Below are 15,563 nucleotides of genomic sequence, written 5' to 3'. Positions count from 1 at the left end.
CAATGTAGCACGGTGGGTAAAGGGGAACGGGATGAACAATTTTCTGAAAATATTGGTGGTGCTGACAGCCCTGCTCGCCGCCCCGCTCCGCGCCGATCCAGGTGACATCGATGCCGCCGCGCGCGGCGTAGTGCGCGTAGTAATCATCAGTCAGGACGGTGAGGAACTCGTGCCGGTCACGCACGGCACCGGTTTTGCCGTGACGCCGACACGCATCGTCACGAACGCCCATGTCATTCGGGAGGCTTTGCAGGACGACACCCTGCGGATCGGGATCGTGCCTAGCGAAGGTGATGACGGCGCATTTGTCCGGCCTGTTTCGGTCAGCCCGCGCAATGACCTCGCGCTGTTGGAAATCATCGATAGCTCGCTCTCGCTGCCAGCACTCACGATTGCAGGCGGCGTCGACGGCAGTTCAGGCGGCGACATGAGCGGAGTGTCCGCTGTGGGCTACCCAATGAACGTCGATCTTGCTCAGGGGCTGGAGATCAGCGACATTTTCAAGGCGCAGCCACCTGTAAAAAGCCGCGGTTTCCTGTCCGGCCAGCGGCCCAGCCGGCAATTCGACACAATCCTGCACACCGCGCCGATTGCGCGCGGGAATTCCGGTGGACCGCTGCTCGATGGCTGCGGGCGCGTGTTGGGTGTTAATTCATTCGGAGCGGATTCCAACGGGTCCGACGCAGAGTTTTATTTCGCTGTTTCCCTGCGCGAGTTGCTCCCGTTTTTGCGTGCCAACGATGTCGAGCCGCAGGTCAATGCACTGCCCTGCCGTTCGATAGAGGATCTTGATGCGGCAGAGCGCGCCCGTTTCGACGCGCAGCGGGCCGAGGCGCGGGCATTGGTCGAAGCGCGCGAGGACGCCATGCGGGAAGCCCGCAGCGAAGCGCGCATGGCCGCCCAGCTTTCCGTCATGGAAGAACGCGACAATGCCATGGCGATGGCGCTGATTCTGCTGCTGGTCGGCATCGGATCAGGCTATGCCGCGATCCAGCTGCGCCAATCGGCCCGGATGAACCCTGAGGCAAACAGCCACGCGCAGTCCAATTCGATGATCGCCGCAGGTGTCGCGGCAGCCGCCATCATCGGCACAATTCTCGTCTGGATCACGCGCCCCGGCTATTCCGAGATTGAAGACCGCGTTGCAGCCGCGATGGAGCAGGCCGAGGGCGGTAATAATGGCAGCGGTGGAACAGGACCGCCCACATCGTTTGCCAGCGACGGGACGCTGATCTGCACGCTCATCCCCGAACGCAGCCGTATAACCAGCGGCCGGAAAGACGATGTCGAATTTTCATGGGCGGCTGACGGATGCGTCAATGGCCGCACACAATACGGCCTTACGAGCGGCGATTGGACCCGCGTGCTTGTCCCCGGCGAAGAAGCAGCGGTTTCGGTCAACACCTACGACCCGGAAACGCGAACCTTCCGCAGCGATCGCTATCTGCTCAGTCGTTCAGCCATGCAGGCCGCACGTGAGGCACGCGGAGAATATACGCCGCCAGCCTGCGGCGTGCTGGATGCGGCCCGTCTGCTGGGGGAACAGCAATCCGCCGTAATCGCCCAGCTACCGCAACGCCCGAACGAACGGCTGGTTTATAATTGCGAGGCGTCTGCAACGAACCTGGACGAAACCGGGCTGTAACCGGTGGAACAGGCTCTCGTCCTTGCATCCATCGTTCTTGGCGTGGCCATCGCCTTTGAACTCGATCATCTCAACAAGGTTCTGCGGTCGAGGACAGTTCGCTGGCATTGGGCGCAGCCGCTGTTTGCGTTTTTCGTCCTGCTGACGATCATTTCATACTGGTGGGGTGTCGCTAACAATGCAGGCGGTTCGATAACGCTCGGCGCCTTTCTGCCGATTATGTTCCAGCTGATCATGCTGGTTTTGCTGGCGGCCGTTTCCTTGCCTGACGCGATCCCCGAAGAGGGATTGGATCTTGGTGAATACTATCAGGAGAACCGCAAGTATCAGTGGATTTTGATGTCTCTGTTTTTCTGGACAATCAACATTCGCTGGTTTGCAAATGTGTGGCCCGAATCCAGTTCATTCGCCGATTTTGCGATGAGAGTGTCAGGCGACACGCTTGCCGGGCTATTGTTCCTTGCCATGATCTTCGCCCGGCGCTGGTGGATGGTCGCCATCGGGTTCGGCATATTGTCGCTCGCGCCGGTCATCTGGTTAACGCGGACGCTGGGATAACTGCGCACCGAAACGGGTATGCTCTATGCCGCCAGCGCCTCACCCGACAGCGTGATCCGGTGCATTTCGCGCCGGTGACCCGCATAATCGTTGATCGCATTGTGCCACGTCGTCCGGTTGTCCCAGATCGCAACCGTGCCGGGCTTCCATTGCAAGCGGTACTGGTTGTCACCGATGAGCGCCGCATCGCAGAGACGTTGTAGTAACGGCAAGCTCTCTTCGCGGGTTTGCCCAACGAAATTGATCGTGAAAGCGGTGTTCACATACAGCAGCTTTCGCCCGGTGTGCGGGTGCCGGATCACCACCGGATGCACCGCGCCCGTCTTCAGGTCCTGTCCGCGCAGGCTTTTACCCATGTCGGTCTGCGCATAGAGACCGTCTACTTTATAGACGTGGTCGGCGGTGTGAAATGCCTCCAGCCCCTCGATTTCCTGCTTCAGATTATCGGGCAGCGCATCGTAGGCCGCACCCATATGCGCCCATTCCGTATCGCCGCCGGTTGGAGGCAAGTCGCGCGCGACTAGGACCGATCCCATGGCCGGTATCTGGTCATAGGAATGATCGGTGTGCCATGCTCCGCCGATATTGGTCGACTGGTCCGCTTCCTTTTTGACGATGGCGATCTCTTTGAAGTCGTCCTGAAGCGGGAAATAATTGTTCACATCGATCCCGCCCCACCGGCGGCCGAACGTGATGTGATCCTCCGGCGAAAATTCCTGATCGCGAAAGACAGCAACGCCGTGCTCGTAAATGGCCTGCTTGATCTCATTCATCTGATCATCGGTGCAATCGGCCAACGCAACGCCGGATACCTCTACCCCGCATTTCGGGGCCATCGGTGTAAACTGCATAATTCCTCTCCCGAGAGCGTTTTCGCTCCTCTTTGCAAGTTGTGCATATTTTGTTTTCGGGTGCAAGCGAATGAGACAGGCCGCAGCGGGGCGTGTGCCGACAACAAAGTGTCTCCGCTTCGCTTGCGGAATCACAAAGACATTGCTAGGCGCGCGCCAGCTTCGTGGGGATGCCTTTGAGCAGCCCGTTCGTGCGAAGCGATGCATCGTTATTCTCGAAGATCCTAAAGGACATCGAAACGCGTGGATATTTCCGCCGGTATTCAGGCTAGCCTGCCAGGCCGTTACGCCTCAGCCCTGTTCGAATTGGCCAGCGAGGCCGGGACGGTTACTGCCGTCGAATCTGATCTCGCCAAGCTGCAGGACGCGCTAGGCGAATCGGACGATTTGCGCAGCGCCACCACCAACCCGCAACTCTCGCGCAGCGAGCAGGGGCAGGCCATCAGCGCCGTGGCAAAACATCTTGGCCTGACAGAGCTGACCACCAATTTTCTCGGTGTGCTTGCCTCGAACCGCCGTCTGGCATCGCTGCACGGTATGATCGCCGCTTTTAGAGCGATCGCCGCTGCGCAGCGCGGTGAAGTCACCGCAACAGTTACCAGCGCGCACCCGCTGAGCGATACGCAGCTCAATGAATTAAAAGGCAAGCTGACGGCCCGCGAAGGCCGTACTGTCATGCTTTCAGCCGATGTAGACCCCGACTTGCTCGGCGGCCTCGTCGTCACCATCGGATCGCAGCGCATCGACGCCTCGATCCGCACCCGTCTTAACTCGCTTGCACAGGCCATGAAGGCTTAAAGGACTACGAATATGGAAATCCGCGCCGCAGAAATCTCCAAGGTCATCAAAGACCAGATCGCCAACTTCGGAACCGAAGCGCAAGTCAGCGAAGTCGGCACCGTTCTCAGCGTGGGTGACGGGATCGCCCGCATCCACGGCCTCGACAAGGTTCAGGCCGGTGAGATGGTTGAATTTGCCAATGGCGTACAGGGCATGGCCCTCAACCTCGAAGCCGACAATGTCGGTGTCGTGATCTTCGGCTCGGACGCCGAGATCAAAGAAGGCGATATGGTCAAGCGGACCGAAACCATCGTTGACGTTCCTGTCGGCAAAGCTCTCCTCGGCCGCGTGGTCGATGCACTGGGCAACCCGATTGACGGCAAAGGCCCGATCGAAACGACCCAGCGTAGCCGCGTCGAAGTAAAAGCGCCGGGCATCATCCCGCGCGAATCGGTGAGCGAGCCAGTGCAGTCGGGCCTCAAGGCTATTGACGCGCTCGTCCCGGTTGGCCGCGGTCAGCGCGAACTCATCATTGGTGACCGCCAGACCGGTAAATCGGCTGTCGCAATCGATACCTTCATCAACCAGAAAGACGCGCACAAGGGCGATGACGAGAAGCAGAAACTGTACTGCATCTATGTCGCTGTTGGTCAAAAGCGTTCGACGGTTGCTCAGATCGTGAAGCAGCTCGAAGAAAACGGCGCCATGGAATATTCCATCGTTGTGGCCGCTACCGCTTCCGAGCCTGCACCGCTCCAGTATCTCGCGCCTTACACCGGCTGCGCAATGGGTGAATTTTTCCGCGACAACGGCATGCACGCCGTGATCGTTTACGATGACCTTTCCAAGCAGGCCGTTGCTTACCGCCAGATGTCGCTGCTGCTGCGCCGCCCGCCGGGTCGTGAAGCATATCCCGGTGACGTTTTCTATCTTCACAGTCGCCTTCTGGAACGCGCTGCGAAGATGAACGAGAGCGAAGGTCACGGATCGCTGACTGCGCTGCCGATCATTGAAACGCAGGCAGGCGACGTGTCGGCCTATATTCCGACCAACGTGATTTCGATCACCGACGGCCAGATCTTCCTTGAAACGGACCTGTTCTATCAAGGCATCCGTCCAGCCATTAACGTCGGTCTTTCGGTCAGCCGTGTGGGCGGTGCCGCCCAGACCAAAGCGATGAAAAAGGTTTCCGGCTCGATGAAACTGGACCTTGCGCAGTACCGCGAAATGGCGGCGTTCGCACAGTTCGGCTCCGATCTTGATGCAGCGACGCAGAAACTGCTTAACCGCGGTGCCCGCCTTACCGAGCTGCTGAAACAGGCGCAATTCTCGCCCATGCCATTCGAAGAGCAGACCGTGTCGATCTTTGCAGGCACCAACGGTTACATCGATGATGTCGCCGTGGACCGCGTCGGCGAATATGAAGAGCAGATGCTCGCTTTCTTCCGCGGCGAACACGCCGATGTGCTTGGCGATATCCGTTCGAGCAAGAAGTTCGAAGGCGATGTGAAGGACCGCACCGAAGCGGCTCTCAAAGCATTCGCCAAGCAGTTCGCGTAAAGGAGCGCCTCAGTGGCTTCGCTAAAGGAACTCAAGGATCGGATCGGGTCGGTTAAATCCACCCAGAAGATCACCAAGGCCAAACAGATGGTCGCTGCGGCGAAGCTTCGCCGGGCGCAGGCCGCTGCCGAAGCGGGTCGGCCCTATGCCGAACGTCTCAGCGCGGTCATGGCCAGCCTGGCCGGCAAGGTTTCGGGCGACAGCGCACCCAAACTGCTGGCCGGAACAGGGTCTGACAAACGCAACCTGTTGGTCGTGGTCAACACGGACAAAGGGCTGTGCGGCGGTCTCAATTCGAACATCGTCAAAGCTGCCAAGCTCAAGGCGAGGGAATTGCTGGCCGATGGCAAGGAGATCGAATTCTACCTCGTCGGCAAAAAAGGCCGCGCACCATTGAAGCGCGACTTTGAAAGCAAGATCGGCAAGCACTTCGACACCAGCACGGTAAAGACACCGGGTTTCGAAGAGGCGGATGCAATCGCAGCCGAGCTGATCGATATGTTCGAAAACGGCAAATTCGATGTCGCGCATCTGATTTACCCGACGTTCAAATCGGCGCTGGTGCAGGAACCGACTGTCAATCAGTTGATCCCTGTTCCCTCACCCGAAGCGATTGACGACAGCGATGCCGTGGTCGAATATGAACCGGGCGAAGAGGAAATCCTCGAAGAGCTGCTGCCGCGCTACGTGAAAACGCAGTTGTTCGGATCGCTCCTCGAACGCGAGGCGTCGGAGCAAGGCGCTTCGATGACCGCGATGGACAACGCGACGCGCAATGCTGGCGAGCTCATCAAAGACCTCAACATCGAATACAATCGCCGCCGTCAGGCAGCGATCACCACCGAACTCATCGAAATTATTGCTGGCGCAGAAGCGCTCTAATTTAAGGCTAAGGAACACAACATGGCCACCGCACCAGTCCTCAACCAGACCACCAACGGCGTTATCGCCCAGGTCATCGGCGCTGTCGTCGACGTGCAGTTCGAAGGCGAACTGCCGGCGATCCTCTCCGCGCTCGAAACCAAGAACGACGGCAAGACGCTTGTTCTCGAAGTTGCCCAGCACCTTGGCGAAAATACCGTCCGCACCATCGCGATGGACGCGACCGAGGGCCTCGTCCGCGGCAGCGAAGTGATTTCGACCGGTGCGCAGATTTCTGTGCCGGTCGGCCCGAAAACACTGGGCCGCATCATGAACGTCATCGGTCAGTCGATCGACGAACTCGGCCCCGTTGGCGCGGATAAAACCATGCCAATCCACGCCGAGGCACCGGCATTTGTCGACCAGTCGACCGATGCCGCGATCCTCGTCACCGGCATCAAGGTGATCGACTTGCTCGCGCCTTACGCAAAGGGCGGAAAGATCGGCCTGTTCGGCGGCGCTGGCGTTGGTAAAACCGTTCTTATTCAGGAACTCATCAACAACATCGCAAAAGGCCACGGCGGCGTGTCCGTGTTCGCCGGTGTGGGTGAGCGTACCCGCGAAGGTAACGATCTCTACCACGAATTCCTCGATGCGGGCGTTATCCAGAAAGATGACAACGGTGTCGCCACCAGCGAAGGTTCGAAAGTGGCCCTCGTCTTCGGTCAGATGAACGAGCCTCCCGGTGCGCGCGCGCGTGTTGCTCTCTCTGGTCTGACCATGGCGGAATATTTCCGCGATGAGGAAGGTCAGGACGTTCTGTTTTTCGTCGACAACATCTTCCGCTTCACGCAGGCCGGTTCGGAAGTGTCCGCGCTGCTGGGCCGTATTCCATCGGCAGTGGGCTATCAGCCGACCCTGTCGACCGACATGGGTAACCTGCAGGAACGCATCACCTCGACCAACAAGGGTTCGATCACCTCGGTTCAGGCCATCTACGTGCCTGCCGATGACCTTACCGACCCTGCACCGGCAACCTCGTTTGCTCACCTTGACGCAACGACCACGCTGAACCGCGCGATTTCCGAGCTGGGCATCTACCCGGCGGTTGACCCGCTCGATTCCACCAGCCGCGTTCTCGAACCGCGCGTTGTTGGTCAAGAGCACTATGAGACAGCTCGTAAGGTCCAGGAGACTTTGCAGAAATACAAGTCGCTGCAGGACATCATCGCCATTCTCGGCATGGACGAGCTTTCGGAAGAAGATAAGCTTACCGTTGCCCGCGCGCGCAAGATCCAGAAGTTCCTCTCGCAGCCGTTCCACGTGGCAGAGGTCTTCACCGGCATTAGCGGCGTATTCGTCCAGCTCGAAGACACCGTGAAATCGTTCAAGGCCGTTGTCGAAGGTGAATATGATCACCTGCCAGAACAGGCGTTCTATATGGTCGGCGGCATCGAGGACGTGCAGAAAAAAGCCGCCCAAATGGCTGAGGACGCTTAAGTCAGATGCCCCTTCACTTTGAACTCGTAACCCCGGCCAAGCAGGTCCGCAGCGAAGACGTCCATATGGTCGTCGTGCCCGGCAGCGAGGGTGAATTCGGCGTTCTGGAGGGCCATGCGCCCTTCATGAGCACAATCCGCGACGGAGCGGTGCAGGTTTACAAGACCGAAGGCGCAGCGCCCGAAACAATCGAAGTGCGCGGCGGGTTTGCCGAAGTCGGCGAAAACGGGCTGACCGTGCTTGCCGAGCACGTCGAGAGTTAAACAGATATTTACCAAACAATGCGATTTGAATTGGGCGGCCCGCGGGTCGCCCTTTTTTTGGCAGAAACGGGCGGAATAATCGTCCGCCCGCTCTGCCAGTTACCGGAGCTGTTAGGCACTCGTCATGATTATTCGCGGCATCAGTGTAGGCTATATGACCGTCGTCGCGATCGCGCTGATCGCTTTGCTCGCGCCGGTACCGGACAACAATCGCGGCGATGCATTCCTGAAACTCGCAGTGACCTTCATTCCGATATTGGTGATCTTTTTCCTCCTGAGGCCAATCCTGGCAAGGGACCTCAACCCCTTTCAACAGCTAAGAGAGGAATTGCGACGCCATTGGCCCAAGGTCGCATGGGCAGCGGCGCTGTATTTCTCGCTTTCGATGTCGCTTGAGGTGTTCAGCGGGCTCAAGAAATCCATCCCGTTCGTGGTCCCGTTCTATCTCGATCCGTTTCTGGTCGATCTGGACCGCGCCCTTTTCTTCGGCACCGATCCGTGGCGCATCACACATGCCCTGTTCGGCTGGGCCACGCAGCCCATCGTGTGGCTGTATAATGCGTGGCACGTCGTTCATATCGGCCTCGCCATCTGGGTCGCTTTCGCTTTTGACGAGGCGCAGAAAATCCGTTTTGCCATGGTGCTTCAATTCGTCTGGCTGATCCTTGGCGGCGGGCTGGCGATGGCGCTGTCCTCTGTCGGGCCGGTGATGGTGGGCGATTTCTATGGCGACCGCAGTTTCGATCCGATGCTGGACGTCCTTTCGGACAGCGCCCCGTCTGTGATTATGGTGAAAGATGCGCTGATCGCCACGATGGATAACCCGAATCTGATCAGCGGGATTTCGGCCATGCCTTCGATCCATGTCGCGATTTCGGTTGCCGCTGCGCTTTGGCTTCAGCAGCAGGGATCGAAGATTCTGACAGCCGTCGGGTGGACCTATGCAGTGGTCATCTACATCGGCTCCATCCACCTTGGCTGGCATTATGCAACGGACGGTATGCTGTCCGCCCCCCTGGTCGTTGCGGTCTGGTGGCTCGCAGGAAAATACGTAAATTGGCTGGATGGCCGTGAATTCGCGATTGGCAAGCCGGCGGAACCGTCGGCAGAACCTGGCTGAAACTTGTCCAGCGGCACATTTTGGCCTTCACAAGCGGTCCCTGCCAAGCCACTATCTCCTGCACAAATTCCCCGCAGGAGAGGACGTTTGAAACTTGTTTCCACACTCGCACTGGCAGCTGCCATGACGATCACCGCAGCCACCGGCGCAGCCGCCGACGATCACATGGATGAAACCGGCGTGCCCGGCCCTGAACAGGACCCGTATATCTGGCTTGAGGAAGCGCGCAGTGAAAAAGCGCTCGAATGGGTCGAGAACGAAAATGAGCGCACGCTGGGCGTGCTCGAAGCTGATCCGCGCTTTGAACAGCTCAAGGCGGAGGCGCTGGCGATCTATGACAGCGAAGACCGCGTGCCGTATGTCAGCTTCCGCCCTGATGGCCTCTACAATTTCTGGCAGGACAAGGACAATCCGAAAGGTCTGCTGCGCCGGACCACGCTGGAAAGCTATCAGACCGAGACACCCGAATGGGAAACCGTGCTGGATGTCGACGCGCTGGCAGCGGCAGAGGGCAAGGAATGGGTCTACAAGGGCTCGACCTGCCTCCCCCCTGCGCTCAACATGTGCATGATCGCGCTGTCCGACGGCGGCGAGGATGCCACCATCATGCGCGAATTCGACACATCGACCAAAAGCTTTGTCGAGGGCGGCTTTGCCATCGAGGACAAGAGCCAGGGCGGCGTCAACTGGATTGACAAAGACACCCTGCTGGTAGGCCGCAACTTTGGCGAAGGCACGCTGACCGACAGCGAATACCCCTTTACCAGCCGTATCTGGAAACGGGGCACCGAGCTCGCCGATGCGCCGGAGGTCTTCCGCGGCGAAAGCAGCGATGTGTGGGCCGGAGCGAGCCTGCTGCGCGACAACACGGGCACGATCCACGCGATGACCGCTTTTCGCGGCGTCAGCTTCCATGAAAGCGAATATTTCGTCTCGATCGACGATGACTGGGTAAAGCTCGATATTCCGAAGAAAGCCTCACCCTACGGCATCGTGGACGGGCATCTGCTTTATTCCACCGATGTCGATTGGGAAGTGGACGGCCAGACGTTTCCGGCGGACAGCCTGATTGCGGTCAATCTGGAAGAATGGAAAGCCGACCCCAATGGCGCGGCCAAGACGCTCGTCTGGGCGCCAGCAGAACGCCAGACGAAGCGCGGCGGAGCGATCACCGGGAACGCATTGTTCGTCGGGATGCTCGACAATGTCGTGGGCAAGGTGTTGCAGTTCAACTTTGTGAACGGCGAATGGGTGAGCGAACAGGTGGATCTGCCCGACAACGCCACTGTCGGCATCGCTGCAAGCTCCAGCGAAACCGACCAGATCATGTTCACGGTCACTGATTTCCTCAACCCGACGACGCTGTATTATACCGACGGCACCGCCGCGCCGACCGTGCTGAAGACCTCGCCCAGCCGCTTTGACAAAGCCGGTATGGAAGTAGAGCAGCACGAGGCGACCAGCGCTGACGGGACAAAAATCCCGTATTTTATCGTCAAGCCCGAAGGCATGGAAATGGACGGCAGCACCGCCACACTGATGAGCGGCTATGGCGGTTTCCAGATACCCCGCCTTCCCGGCTATATGGGTTCGACGGGCAAGCTGTGGTTGGAGAAAGGCGGCGCCTATGTCCTCGCCAATCTGCGCGGCGGGGGCGAATTTGGCCCCGGCTGGCATCAGACCGCGATCCGCGAGAATAAACAGCGCACGTGGGACGATTTTATCGCCGTGGGTCAGGATCTGGTGGACAAAGGCTTCACCTCACCTGAGCATCTGGGCATTCAAGGCGGATCGCAGGGCGGCCTGCTGGTCGGCACGGCGTTCACGCAGCGCCCGGACCTCTTCAACGCGGCAATCGTGGCAATCCCGCTATTTGACATGCTGCGCTATCACCTGATTGGGCGCGGGGCGTCGTGGATCGGCGAATACGGCGATCCGCGCATTGCAGAGCAGCGTGAGTGGATTGAAGGATATTCGCCCTATCAGAAGATCGTCGAGGGCGAGGATTACCCCACACCGTTCCTGTGGGCATCGACCGCTGATGACCGCACGCATCCTGCCCACGCGCGCAAAGGCGCCGCGAAACTGAAAGAGCTGGGTCAGCCCTATTATTACTTTGAAGACATGACCGGCGGACATTCCGGCGGCGTCGATAACGAACAGCGTGCAAAGCTGCAGGCGCTTCAATATGTTTACCTGATGCAGCAGTTGATGGACGAAAACAGCGGCGGTTAAAGCCGTTTTGATGCCAAATTGTAGGGGCGGCTCGCTTTGGCGGGCCGCCCTTTTTTATGCGGCAAATCAATGGACTGTAAAATCATCCGACAGTTTTGCTTCACTTCATCGCAGGCCAGACACAAAGGGTGGCATCAACGCGATATTAACCATGCTTGGTAGGTTCGCGTTAAGTGCAAAAGTCAAACGTCACTCCAACAGCTCAGTGTCGCACCCCCCACTCACCCCGCAGGCACTGGGTTAAACCCAAGGAGTACGAAGCATGGCATACCCCCGTCATCTTTCCATCGCCGATGCCATCAAGCAGTATGGTCTGCCCAAATCGCACCGTGTGTATTGGTCAAAGTCTAAAAAGGCCGATGTTGTTCAGGCCGTTCACGACCGCGTGATCAGCTTTCACGAGGCGCGCGAACGCTATCTGCTGAGCCGCAGTGAGTTTGAACAATGGGAACGCGAAAGCGGCGTGCAGCCCGGCACAGCGCGTGAGCTTGAAAACGCGTAATTGATCGCTGGATATGGCGGCCGGGACGCCCCGTAGGGGTCCCTGTTACTCGGCCGCCACTTCCACCAGCACCTCGTTCCGGCGCATCGGCCCGGGCACCATTGGCGCATCATAGGATGCGTATTCAACAGAGCCGACAGGAGTCAGTCCCTGTTCTTCAATCCAGGCCATCAGTTTGGCCTCCATCCGCGCCAAAGCGTCGCTGCGCGCATATCCGCTGAACCGGACCGCCGCCATCCGGCGTGCAGGCATTTCGGTCAAAGTGATGTCCGATGGCGCTGCGGGAAGCGTGTCCATCGTGTATTTCGATGGCATCACAAACCGCATCCGCCACGTATCACCGCCAGTCCTTTCCTGCAGAACCGGGGCGGTCATCGCGATTTGCTCATTCTGATCGACCTTCTCGGTCAAAACCGGCGCTGTCATGGCGATTTCTTCGCCGCCCTGCGGTCTGTCCTGTCCGAAGATATAGGCGGCAAGCCGTCGGAAACTCGCGCTGCTGGCCTGACGGCGTGTGCCGGTATGTGTGACCTCGGCAACGATCATCGGGGCGTATTGGCGAACTTCAAACTCGGCTTCCTGCTTTATCATTTCGTACGCGGGCACCTCTGTATCGCGGTATTGCGCATAGGCCGCGACCGCGCCGACAACTGCAATACCTGCGCCTGCGGCGACATATTTACCGATACCCATTCGTAATCTCCTGATGATGCTATGCTTCACCAGCCTTTTTGCAGCGCAAAGGTTCCCGGAGGCGCGAGGCTCAGCGGCGGGTGGGCGCGTGGAAATCGGGCGGTTTGGAGGCGACCCAGCGCACGAACTTTGCCACCGCCTCATCCCTCAGCATTGAGCCCGAGTCATCGCCAATCCGCGCAAGCTCTGCATTGGTGAAGTTTGCGTGGATCGTTTTGTGGCAAATCGGATGGACCGGGACTGTGGATCGGCCTTTTTTCGATTTCGGGACCGGGTGATGCCATTGGACAAGCGTCTCGAAAGGGCGTCCGCATAGCCAGCAGAAAAGGTGCTCGTCGCTCATTCTGCCCGTTGCGTAAGCGAAAGCGTGTTTCCATCCGGATCACGGAACCAGCAAATCTTCGCTCCATCTGGCGCCGTCCAGATGTCGCGTTCGTCTTGTTCCATGAACTCAAACCGAAGAAATTCTGCACCGTGCTCTACCAGACGATCACGTTCGCCTACGATGTCGTTCACCCCCCAGCCGATCTGCGTGAAGGGATGCGCGGCAAATTCTTCCACCTTTTGAACCCAAAGCATGGTTCCCGCCGCATCAAACTCGAACGAGAACGGATTGTCGTCTGTCAGCACAAATCCCATGACCTCTCCATAGAAAGCGCGGGCTTCCTCATGTTTGGCACTGGCGGTAAACAGGATCGGGGTCATTTTTTGTCCTTCGCCGCTGCCTTTTTCTTTTTCATCGTATCGTGAAACCGGTCAGCCCAGCCCTGTTTTACCAGCTGGTCGGCGCGGACCATGCGCAGCTCGCCAGCACCGACATCGCGGCTGACAGTCGATCCTGCGGCGACAATCGAATCAGGTCCGATCGTGACCGGGGCAACCAATGCGCTGTTCGATCCGATGAAGGCGCGCTCTCCGATGGTCGTGTGATATTTGAAATAGCCATCGTAATTGCAGGTGATCGTGCCTGCGCCGATATTCGCGTTCGCGCCGACCGTCGCATCGCCAATGTAGGACAGGTGGCTCGCCTTTGCGCCCTTGCCTAGCGTGGCCTTTTTCATCTCGACGAAATTGCCGACAAAGCTGTCTTCTTCCAGCACCGCGCCTTGGCGCAGGCGCGCAAATGGGCCGACCTGAACACCGCGGGCCAGCGTTGCCCCTTCGATGTGGGAGAACGATTTCACGTGAACGCCGTCTGCAACGGTGACGCCGGGTCCGAATACAACATTCGGCTCGACTATGACATCCTTGCCAATCCGGGTATCCCAGCTGAAGAATACGGTGTCCGGCGCTTTAAGCGTCGCGCCGCCTGCCATTGCCTCCTCGCGTTTAAAAGCCTGCCACTGCGCCTCTACAGCGGCCAATTCGGCGCGCGAATTGATGCCCGCAACCTCGTTTTCATCGCATTCGACGACTTCCACCCTGTCTCCGCGCGCGATTGCGCCGGTCGCGACGTCAGGAAGGTAATATTCGCTCTGCGCGTTATCATTCCCAACCCCGTCCAGCAGCGTCCACATATCATCGGAGTGCGCCACGATCAGGCCGGAATTGCACAGGTCGCAAGCGCGCTCTTCCTCGCTCGCGTCTTTGAATTCCACCATTTTGCGAACCGTGCCGTCGCTATCTGCAATTACGCGGCCATAGGCGAGCGGATCGGCCGGGCGAAAGCCGAGCACCGCGACCTTCGCGCCTTTATCCAGCGAGGTGATCAGCCGTTCGACCGTTGCCGCGCTGACCATCGGTACGTCGCCGAATGTCACCAAGATGTTGCCGTTGAAGCCCGACAAGGCCTCGCGCGCCTGCAAGGCTGCGTGGGCCGTGCCATGCTGCGGGTCTTGCAATGCAGTGGTGACATCGCGGCCAGACAGGGCTTCGTCCACCTGCTCGCGCCGGTCACCCACCACGACAACGGTGCGCTGCGGCTGCAATTCGGCAAAGCTGTCGAGAATGTGCATCAGCATCGGTTTGCCCGCGATGGGATGGAGCACCTTGTGCAGATTGCTCTTCATCCGGGTGCCCTTGCCAGCGGCAAGGATAATGGCAGCAAAATCGGTCATCGGTTGTCCCATCGGCGGGCGGATTGGCTGGCCCTGTTGGAAAAGGAATATATTGCACGGCGCGCTTGCCATCAAATCCTTGCAGATTGAAGGCGGTTCCTTCACGCGGCGATCAAAGTGGCACACAATCAGGAGGCTTGATGGCGGATTTCCCCTTTGCAGTGGTAGGCTTTGATCTCGATGGAACGCTGCTTGATACGTTTCGCGATCTCGGCACTGCTGTAAATCATGCGCTTGAAATTGGAGGGTTCGATCTGGTTCCAATCGACAGCAGCAAGGATCTGATCGGTGGCGGGGCAAAGATCATGCTGCAACGCGCCGTCGATGCGCAGGGCGGAATGCCCGAAGATGATTTCCGCGCGCTCTACAAACAGATGCTGGCCTATTACGCTGATCACAACGCAGTGCATTCCGCCCCCTACCCCCATGCGCGCGAAGTCGTGGCCGATCTGGCGGCACGCGGGGTCACAGTGGCGGTGGTCACCAACAAATTTGAAGACTTCGCCCGCTCGATCCTGACACAGCTCGATTTTATCGCGCCGTTTGAAACGGTCATCGGCGGCAATTCCATGGGAAAAGGGCTGGACGGACGCTATCTGTCGAAGCCTCACCCTGACCCCCTGATCGAGGCGCAGAGGCGCTGCGGCGGCGGGACAATGGCGTTTATCGGCGATTCCACCTATGATGTGAATGCGGCCAAGGCGGCCGGTATACCGGTCATCGCTGCCGCCTATGGCTATTGCGACAAACCTCCGCATGACCTTGGCGCAGACGCGGTGATTGATTCGCTGGCGGACCTGATTCCGGCGCTAGAGACGCTGTAGCATCACGATGTGCCGTTACGGCGCGGGGTAAGCGGCGTTCGGCCTGTTGCAACATACGGTAAAAACTGTCACCGAGCGCGCAGATAAGTTTACGTCCGCGTAAAGCGGGATACA

At 58.8% G+C, this 15,563-nt stretch carries 16 protein-coding genes; 11 read left to right on the top strand and 5 right to left on the bottom strand.

What is annotated here, in order from left to right; all coding sequences use genetic code 11:
• Positions 1-31: 31 nt before the first annotated feature.
• Both ACGHU1_RS14010 and ACGHU1_RS14005 read left to right on the top strand, forming a co-directional pair.
• Positions 32-1,645, top strand: coding sequence for a trypsin-like peptidase domain-containing protein (locus ACGHU1_RS14010; protein ID WP_390587928.1), 1,614 nt, complete (start codon positions 32-34; stop codon positions 1,643-1,645).
• A 3-nt stretch (positions 1,646-1,648) separates the two neighbouring features.
• Positions 1,649-2,203: a hypothetical protein gene (locus tag ACGHU1_RS14005; protein WP_390587927.1), complete on the top strand. Its 555-nt coding sequence runs from the start codon at positions 1,649-1,651 to the stop codon at positions 2,201-2,203.
• Between the two features lie 23 nt (positions 2,204-2,226).
• Here ACGHU1_RS14005 and ACGHU1_RS14000 read toward each other — a convergent pair whose 3' ends face one another.
• Positions 2,227-3,054, bottom strand: coding sequence for a TauD/TfdA dioxygenase family protein (locus ACGHU1_RS14000; protein ID WP_390587925.1), 828 nt, complete (start codon positions 3,052-3,054; stop codon positions 2,227-2,229).
• Positions 3,055-3,297: 243 nt separating this feature from the next.
• On the opposite strand from ACGHU1_RS14000, the gene ACGHU1_RS13995 reads away from it, so the two are divergent.
• From ACGHU1_RS13995 to ACGHU1_RS13960, 8 genes are all read left to right on the top strand, one after another.
• Positions 3,298-3,852: a F0F1 ATP synthase subunit delta gene (locus ACGHU1_RS13995; RefSeq protein ID WP_390587924.1), complete on the top strand. Its 555-nt coding sequence runs from the start codon at positions 3,298-3,300 to the stop codon at positions 3,850-3,852.
• A 12-nt stretch (positions 3,853-3,864) separates the two neighbouring features.
• On the top strand, positions 3,865-5,394 hold the full coding sequence (atpA, locus tag ACGHU1_RS13990) for a F0F1 ATP synthase subunit alpha (protein ID WP_390587923.1): 1,530 nt from the start codon (positions 3,865-3,867) through the stop codon (positions 5,392-5,394).
• A 12-nt stretch (positions 5,395-5,406) separates the two neighbouring features.
• The gene (locus ACGHU1_RS13985) at positions 5,407-6,276 is read left to right on the top strand and encodes a F0F1 ATP synthase subunit gamma (protein ID WP_390587922.1); all 870 of its coding nucleotides are present in this window, start codon (positions 5,407-5,409) and stop codon (positions 6,274-6,276) included.
• A 21-nt stretch (positions 6,277-6,297) separates the two neighbouring features.
• Positions 6,298-7,755: a F0F1 ATP synthase subunit beta gene (atpD, locus tag ACGHU1_RS13980; RefSeq protein ID WP_390587921.1), complete on the top strand. Its 1,458-nt coding sequence runs from the start codon at positions 6,298-6,300 to the stop codon at positions 7,753-7,755.
• A 5-nt stretch (positions 7,756-7,760) separates the two neighbouring features.
• Positions 7,761-8,018, top strand: coding sequence for an ATP synthase F1 subunit epsilon (locus tag ACGHU1_RS13975; RefSeq protein WP_390587920.1), 258 nt, complete (start codon positions 7,761-7,763; stop codon positions 8,016-8,018).
• A 124-nt stretch (positions 8,019-8,142) separates the two neighbouring features.
• Positions 8,143-9,138 carry a phosphatase PAP2 family protein gene (locus ACGHU1_RS13970; protein ID WP_390587918.1) on the top strand — a complete coding sequence of 332 codons (996 nt, stop codon included), beginning with the start codon at positions 8,143-8,145 and terminating at the stop codon, positions 9,136-9,138.
• Between the two features lie 87 nt (positions 9,139-9,225).
• Positions 9,226-11,373 carry a prolyl oligopeptidase family protein gene (locus ACGHU1_RS13965; protein WP_390587917.1) on the top strand — a complete coding sequence of 716 codons (2,148 nt, stop codon included), beginning with the start codon at positions 9,226-9,228 and terminating at the stop codon, positions 11,371-11,373.
• Positions 11,374-11,635: 262 nt separating this feature from the next.
• Positions 11,636-11,875, top strand: a complete 240-nt coding sequence (locus tag ACGHU1_RS13960; protein WP_390587916.1) for a DUF1153 domain-containing protein — start codon at positions 11,636-11,638, stop codon at positions 11,873-11,875.
• 45 nt (positions 11,876-11,920) lie between these two features.
• Here ACGHU1_RS13960 and ACGHU1_RS13955 read toward each other — a convergent pair whose 3' ends face one another.
• The 4 genes from ACGHU1_RS13955 to glmU form a co-directional block, all read right to left on the bottom strand.
• Positions 11,921-12,568, bottom strand: a complete 648-nt coding sequence (locus tag ACGHU1_RS13955) for an SOUL family heme-binding protein (protein WP_390587915.1) — start codon at positions 12,566-12,568, stop codon at positions 11,921-11,923.
• 70 nt (positions 12,569-12,638) lie between these two features.
• Positions 12,639-12,911, bottom strand: a complete 273-nt coding sequence (locus tag ACGHU1_RS13950; RefSeq protein WP_390587914.1) for an HNH endonuclease — start codon at positions 12,909-12,911, stop codon at positions 12,639-12,641.
• Entirely contained in the window at positions 12,908-13,273 is a 366-nt protein-coding gene (locus ACGHU1_RS13945; protein WP_390587913.1) for a VOC family protein, read from the bottom strand. Before ACGHU1_RS13945 ends, ACGHU1_RS13950 begins: the two co-directional genes overlap by 4 nt.
• Positions 13,270-14,625, bottom strand: a complete 1,356-nt coding sequence (gene glmU, locus ACGHU1_RS13940) for a bifunctional UDP-N-acetylglucosamine diphosphorylase/glucosamine-1-phosphate N-acetyltransferase GlmU (RefSeq protein ID WP_390587912.1) — start codon at positions 14,623-14,625, stop codon at positions 13,270-13,272. The genes ACGHU1_RS13945 and glmU overlap by 4 nt, the downstream gene beginning before the upstream one ends.
• 140 nt (positions 14,626-14,765) lie before the next feature.
• On the opposite strand from glmU, the gene ACGHU1_RS13935 reads away from it, so the two are divergent.
• On the top strand, positions 14,766-15,449 hold the full coding sequence (locus ACGHU1_RS13935) for an HAD-IA family hydrolase (protein ID WP_390587911.1): 684 nt from the start codon (positions 14,766-14,768) through the stop codon (positions 15,447-15,449).
• The last annotated feature ends 114 nt before the right edge of the window (positions 15,450-15,563 follow it).

It is taken from the genome of Erythrobacter sp. MTPC3 (genome assembly GCF_042854385.1).
In the GTDB taxonomy this organism is placed as follows: domain Bacteria; phylum Pseudomonadota; class Alphaproteobacteria; order Sphingomonadales; family Sphingomonadaceae; genus Erythrobacter.
Note: the sequence above shows the minus strand (reverse complement) of the source record. Positions and strands in the feature narration are given on the sequence as shown.

Bases quoted from the DNA above. Each gene is read 5' to 3' on its own strand.
- ACGHU1_RS14010 (WP_390587928.1), top strand. From the start codon at position 32: ATGAACAATTTTCTGAAAATATTGGTGGTGCTGACAGCCCTGCTCGCC.
- ACGHU1_RS14000 (WP_390587925.1), bottom strand. From the start codon at position 3,054: ATGCAGTTTACACCGATGGCCCCGAAATGCGGGGTAGAGGTATCCGGC.
- atpA (WP_390587923.1), top strand. From the start codon at position 3,865: ATGGAAATCCGCGCCGCAGAAATCTCCAAGGTCATCAAAGACCAGATC.
- atpD (WP_390587921.1), top strand. From the start codon at position 6,298: ATGGCCACCGCACCAGTCCTCAACCAGACCACCAACGGCGTTATCGCC.
- ACGHU1_RS13975 (WP_390587920.1), top strand. From the start codon at position 7,761: ATGCCCCTTCACTTTGAACTCGTAACCCCGGCCAAGCAGGTCCGCAGC.
- ACGHU1_RS13970 (WP_390587918.1), top strand. From the start codon at position 8,143: ATGATTATTCGCGGCATCAGTGTAGGCTATATGACCGTCGTCGCGATC.
- ACGHU1_RS13960 (WP_390587916.1), top strand. From the start codon at position 11,636: ATGGCATACCCCCGTCATCTTTCCATCGCCGATGCCATCAAGCAGTAT.
- ACGHU1_RS13955 (WP_390587915.1), bottom strand. From the start codon at position 12,568: ATGGGTATCGGTAAATATGTCGCCGCAGGCGCAGGTATTGCAGTTGTC.
- ACGHU1_RS13950 (WP_390587914.1), bottom strand. From the start codon at position 12,911: ATGAGCGACGAGCACCTTTTCTGCTGGCTATGCGGACGCCCTTTCGAG.
- ACGHU1_RS13945 (WP_390587913.1), bottom strand. From the start codon at position 13,273: ATGACCCCGATCCTGTTTACCGCCAGTGCCAAACATGAGGAAGCCCGC.
- glmU (WP_390587912.1), bottom strand. From the start codon at position 14,625: ATGACCGATTTTGCTGCCATTATCCTTGCCGCTGGCAAGGGCACCCGG.
- ACGHU1_RS13935 (WP_390587911.1), top strand. From the start codon at position 14,766: ATGGCGGATTTCCCCTTTGCAGTGGTAGGCTTTGATCTCGATGGAACG.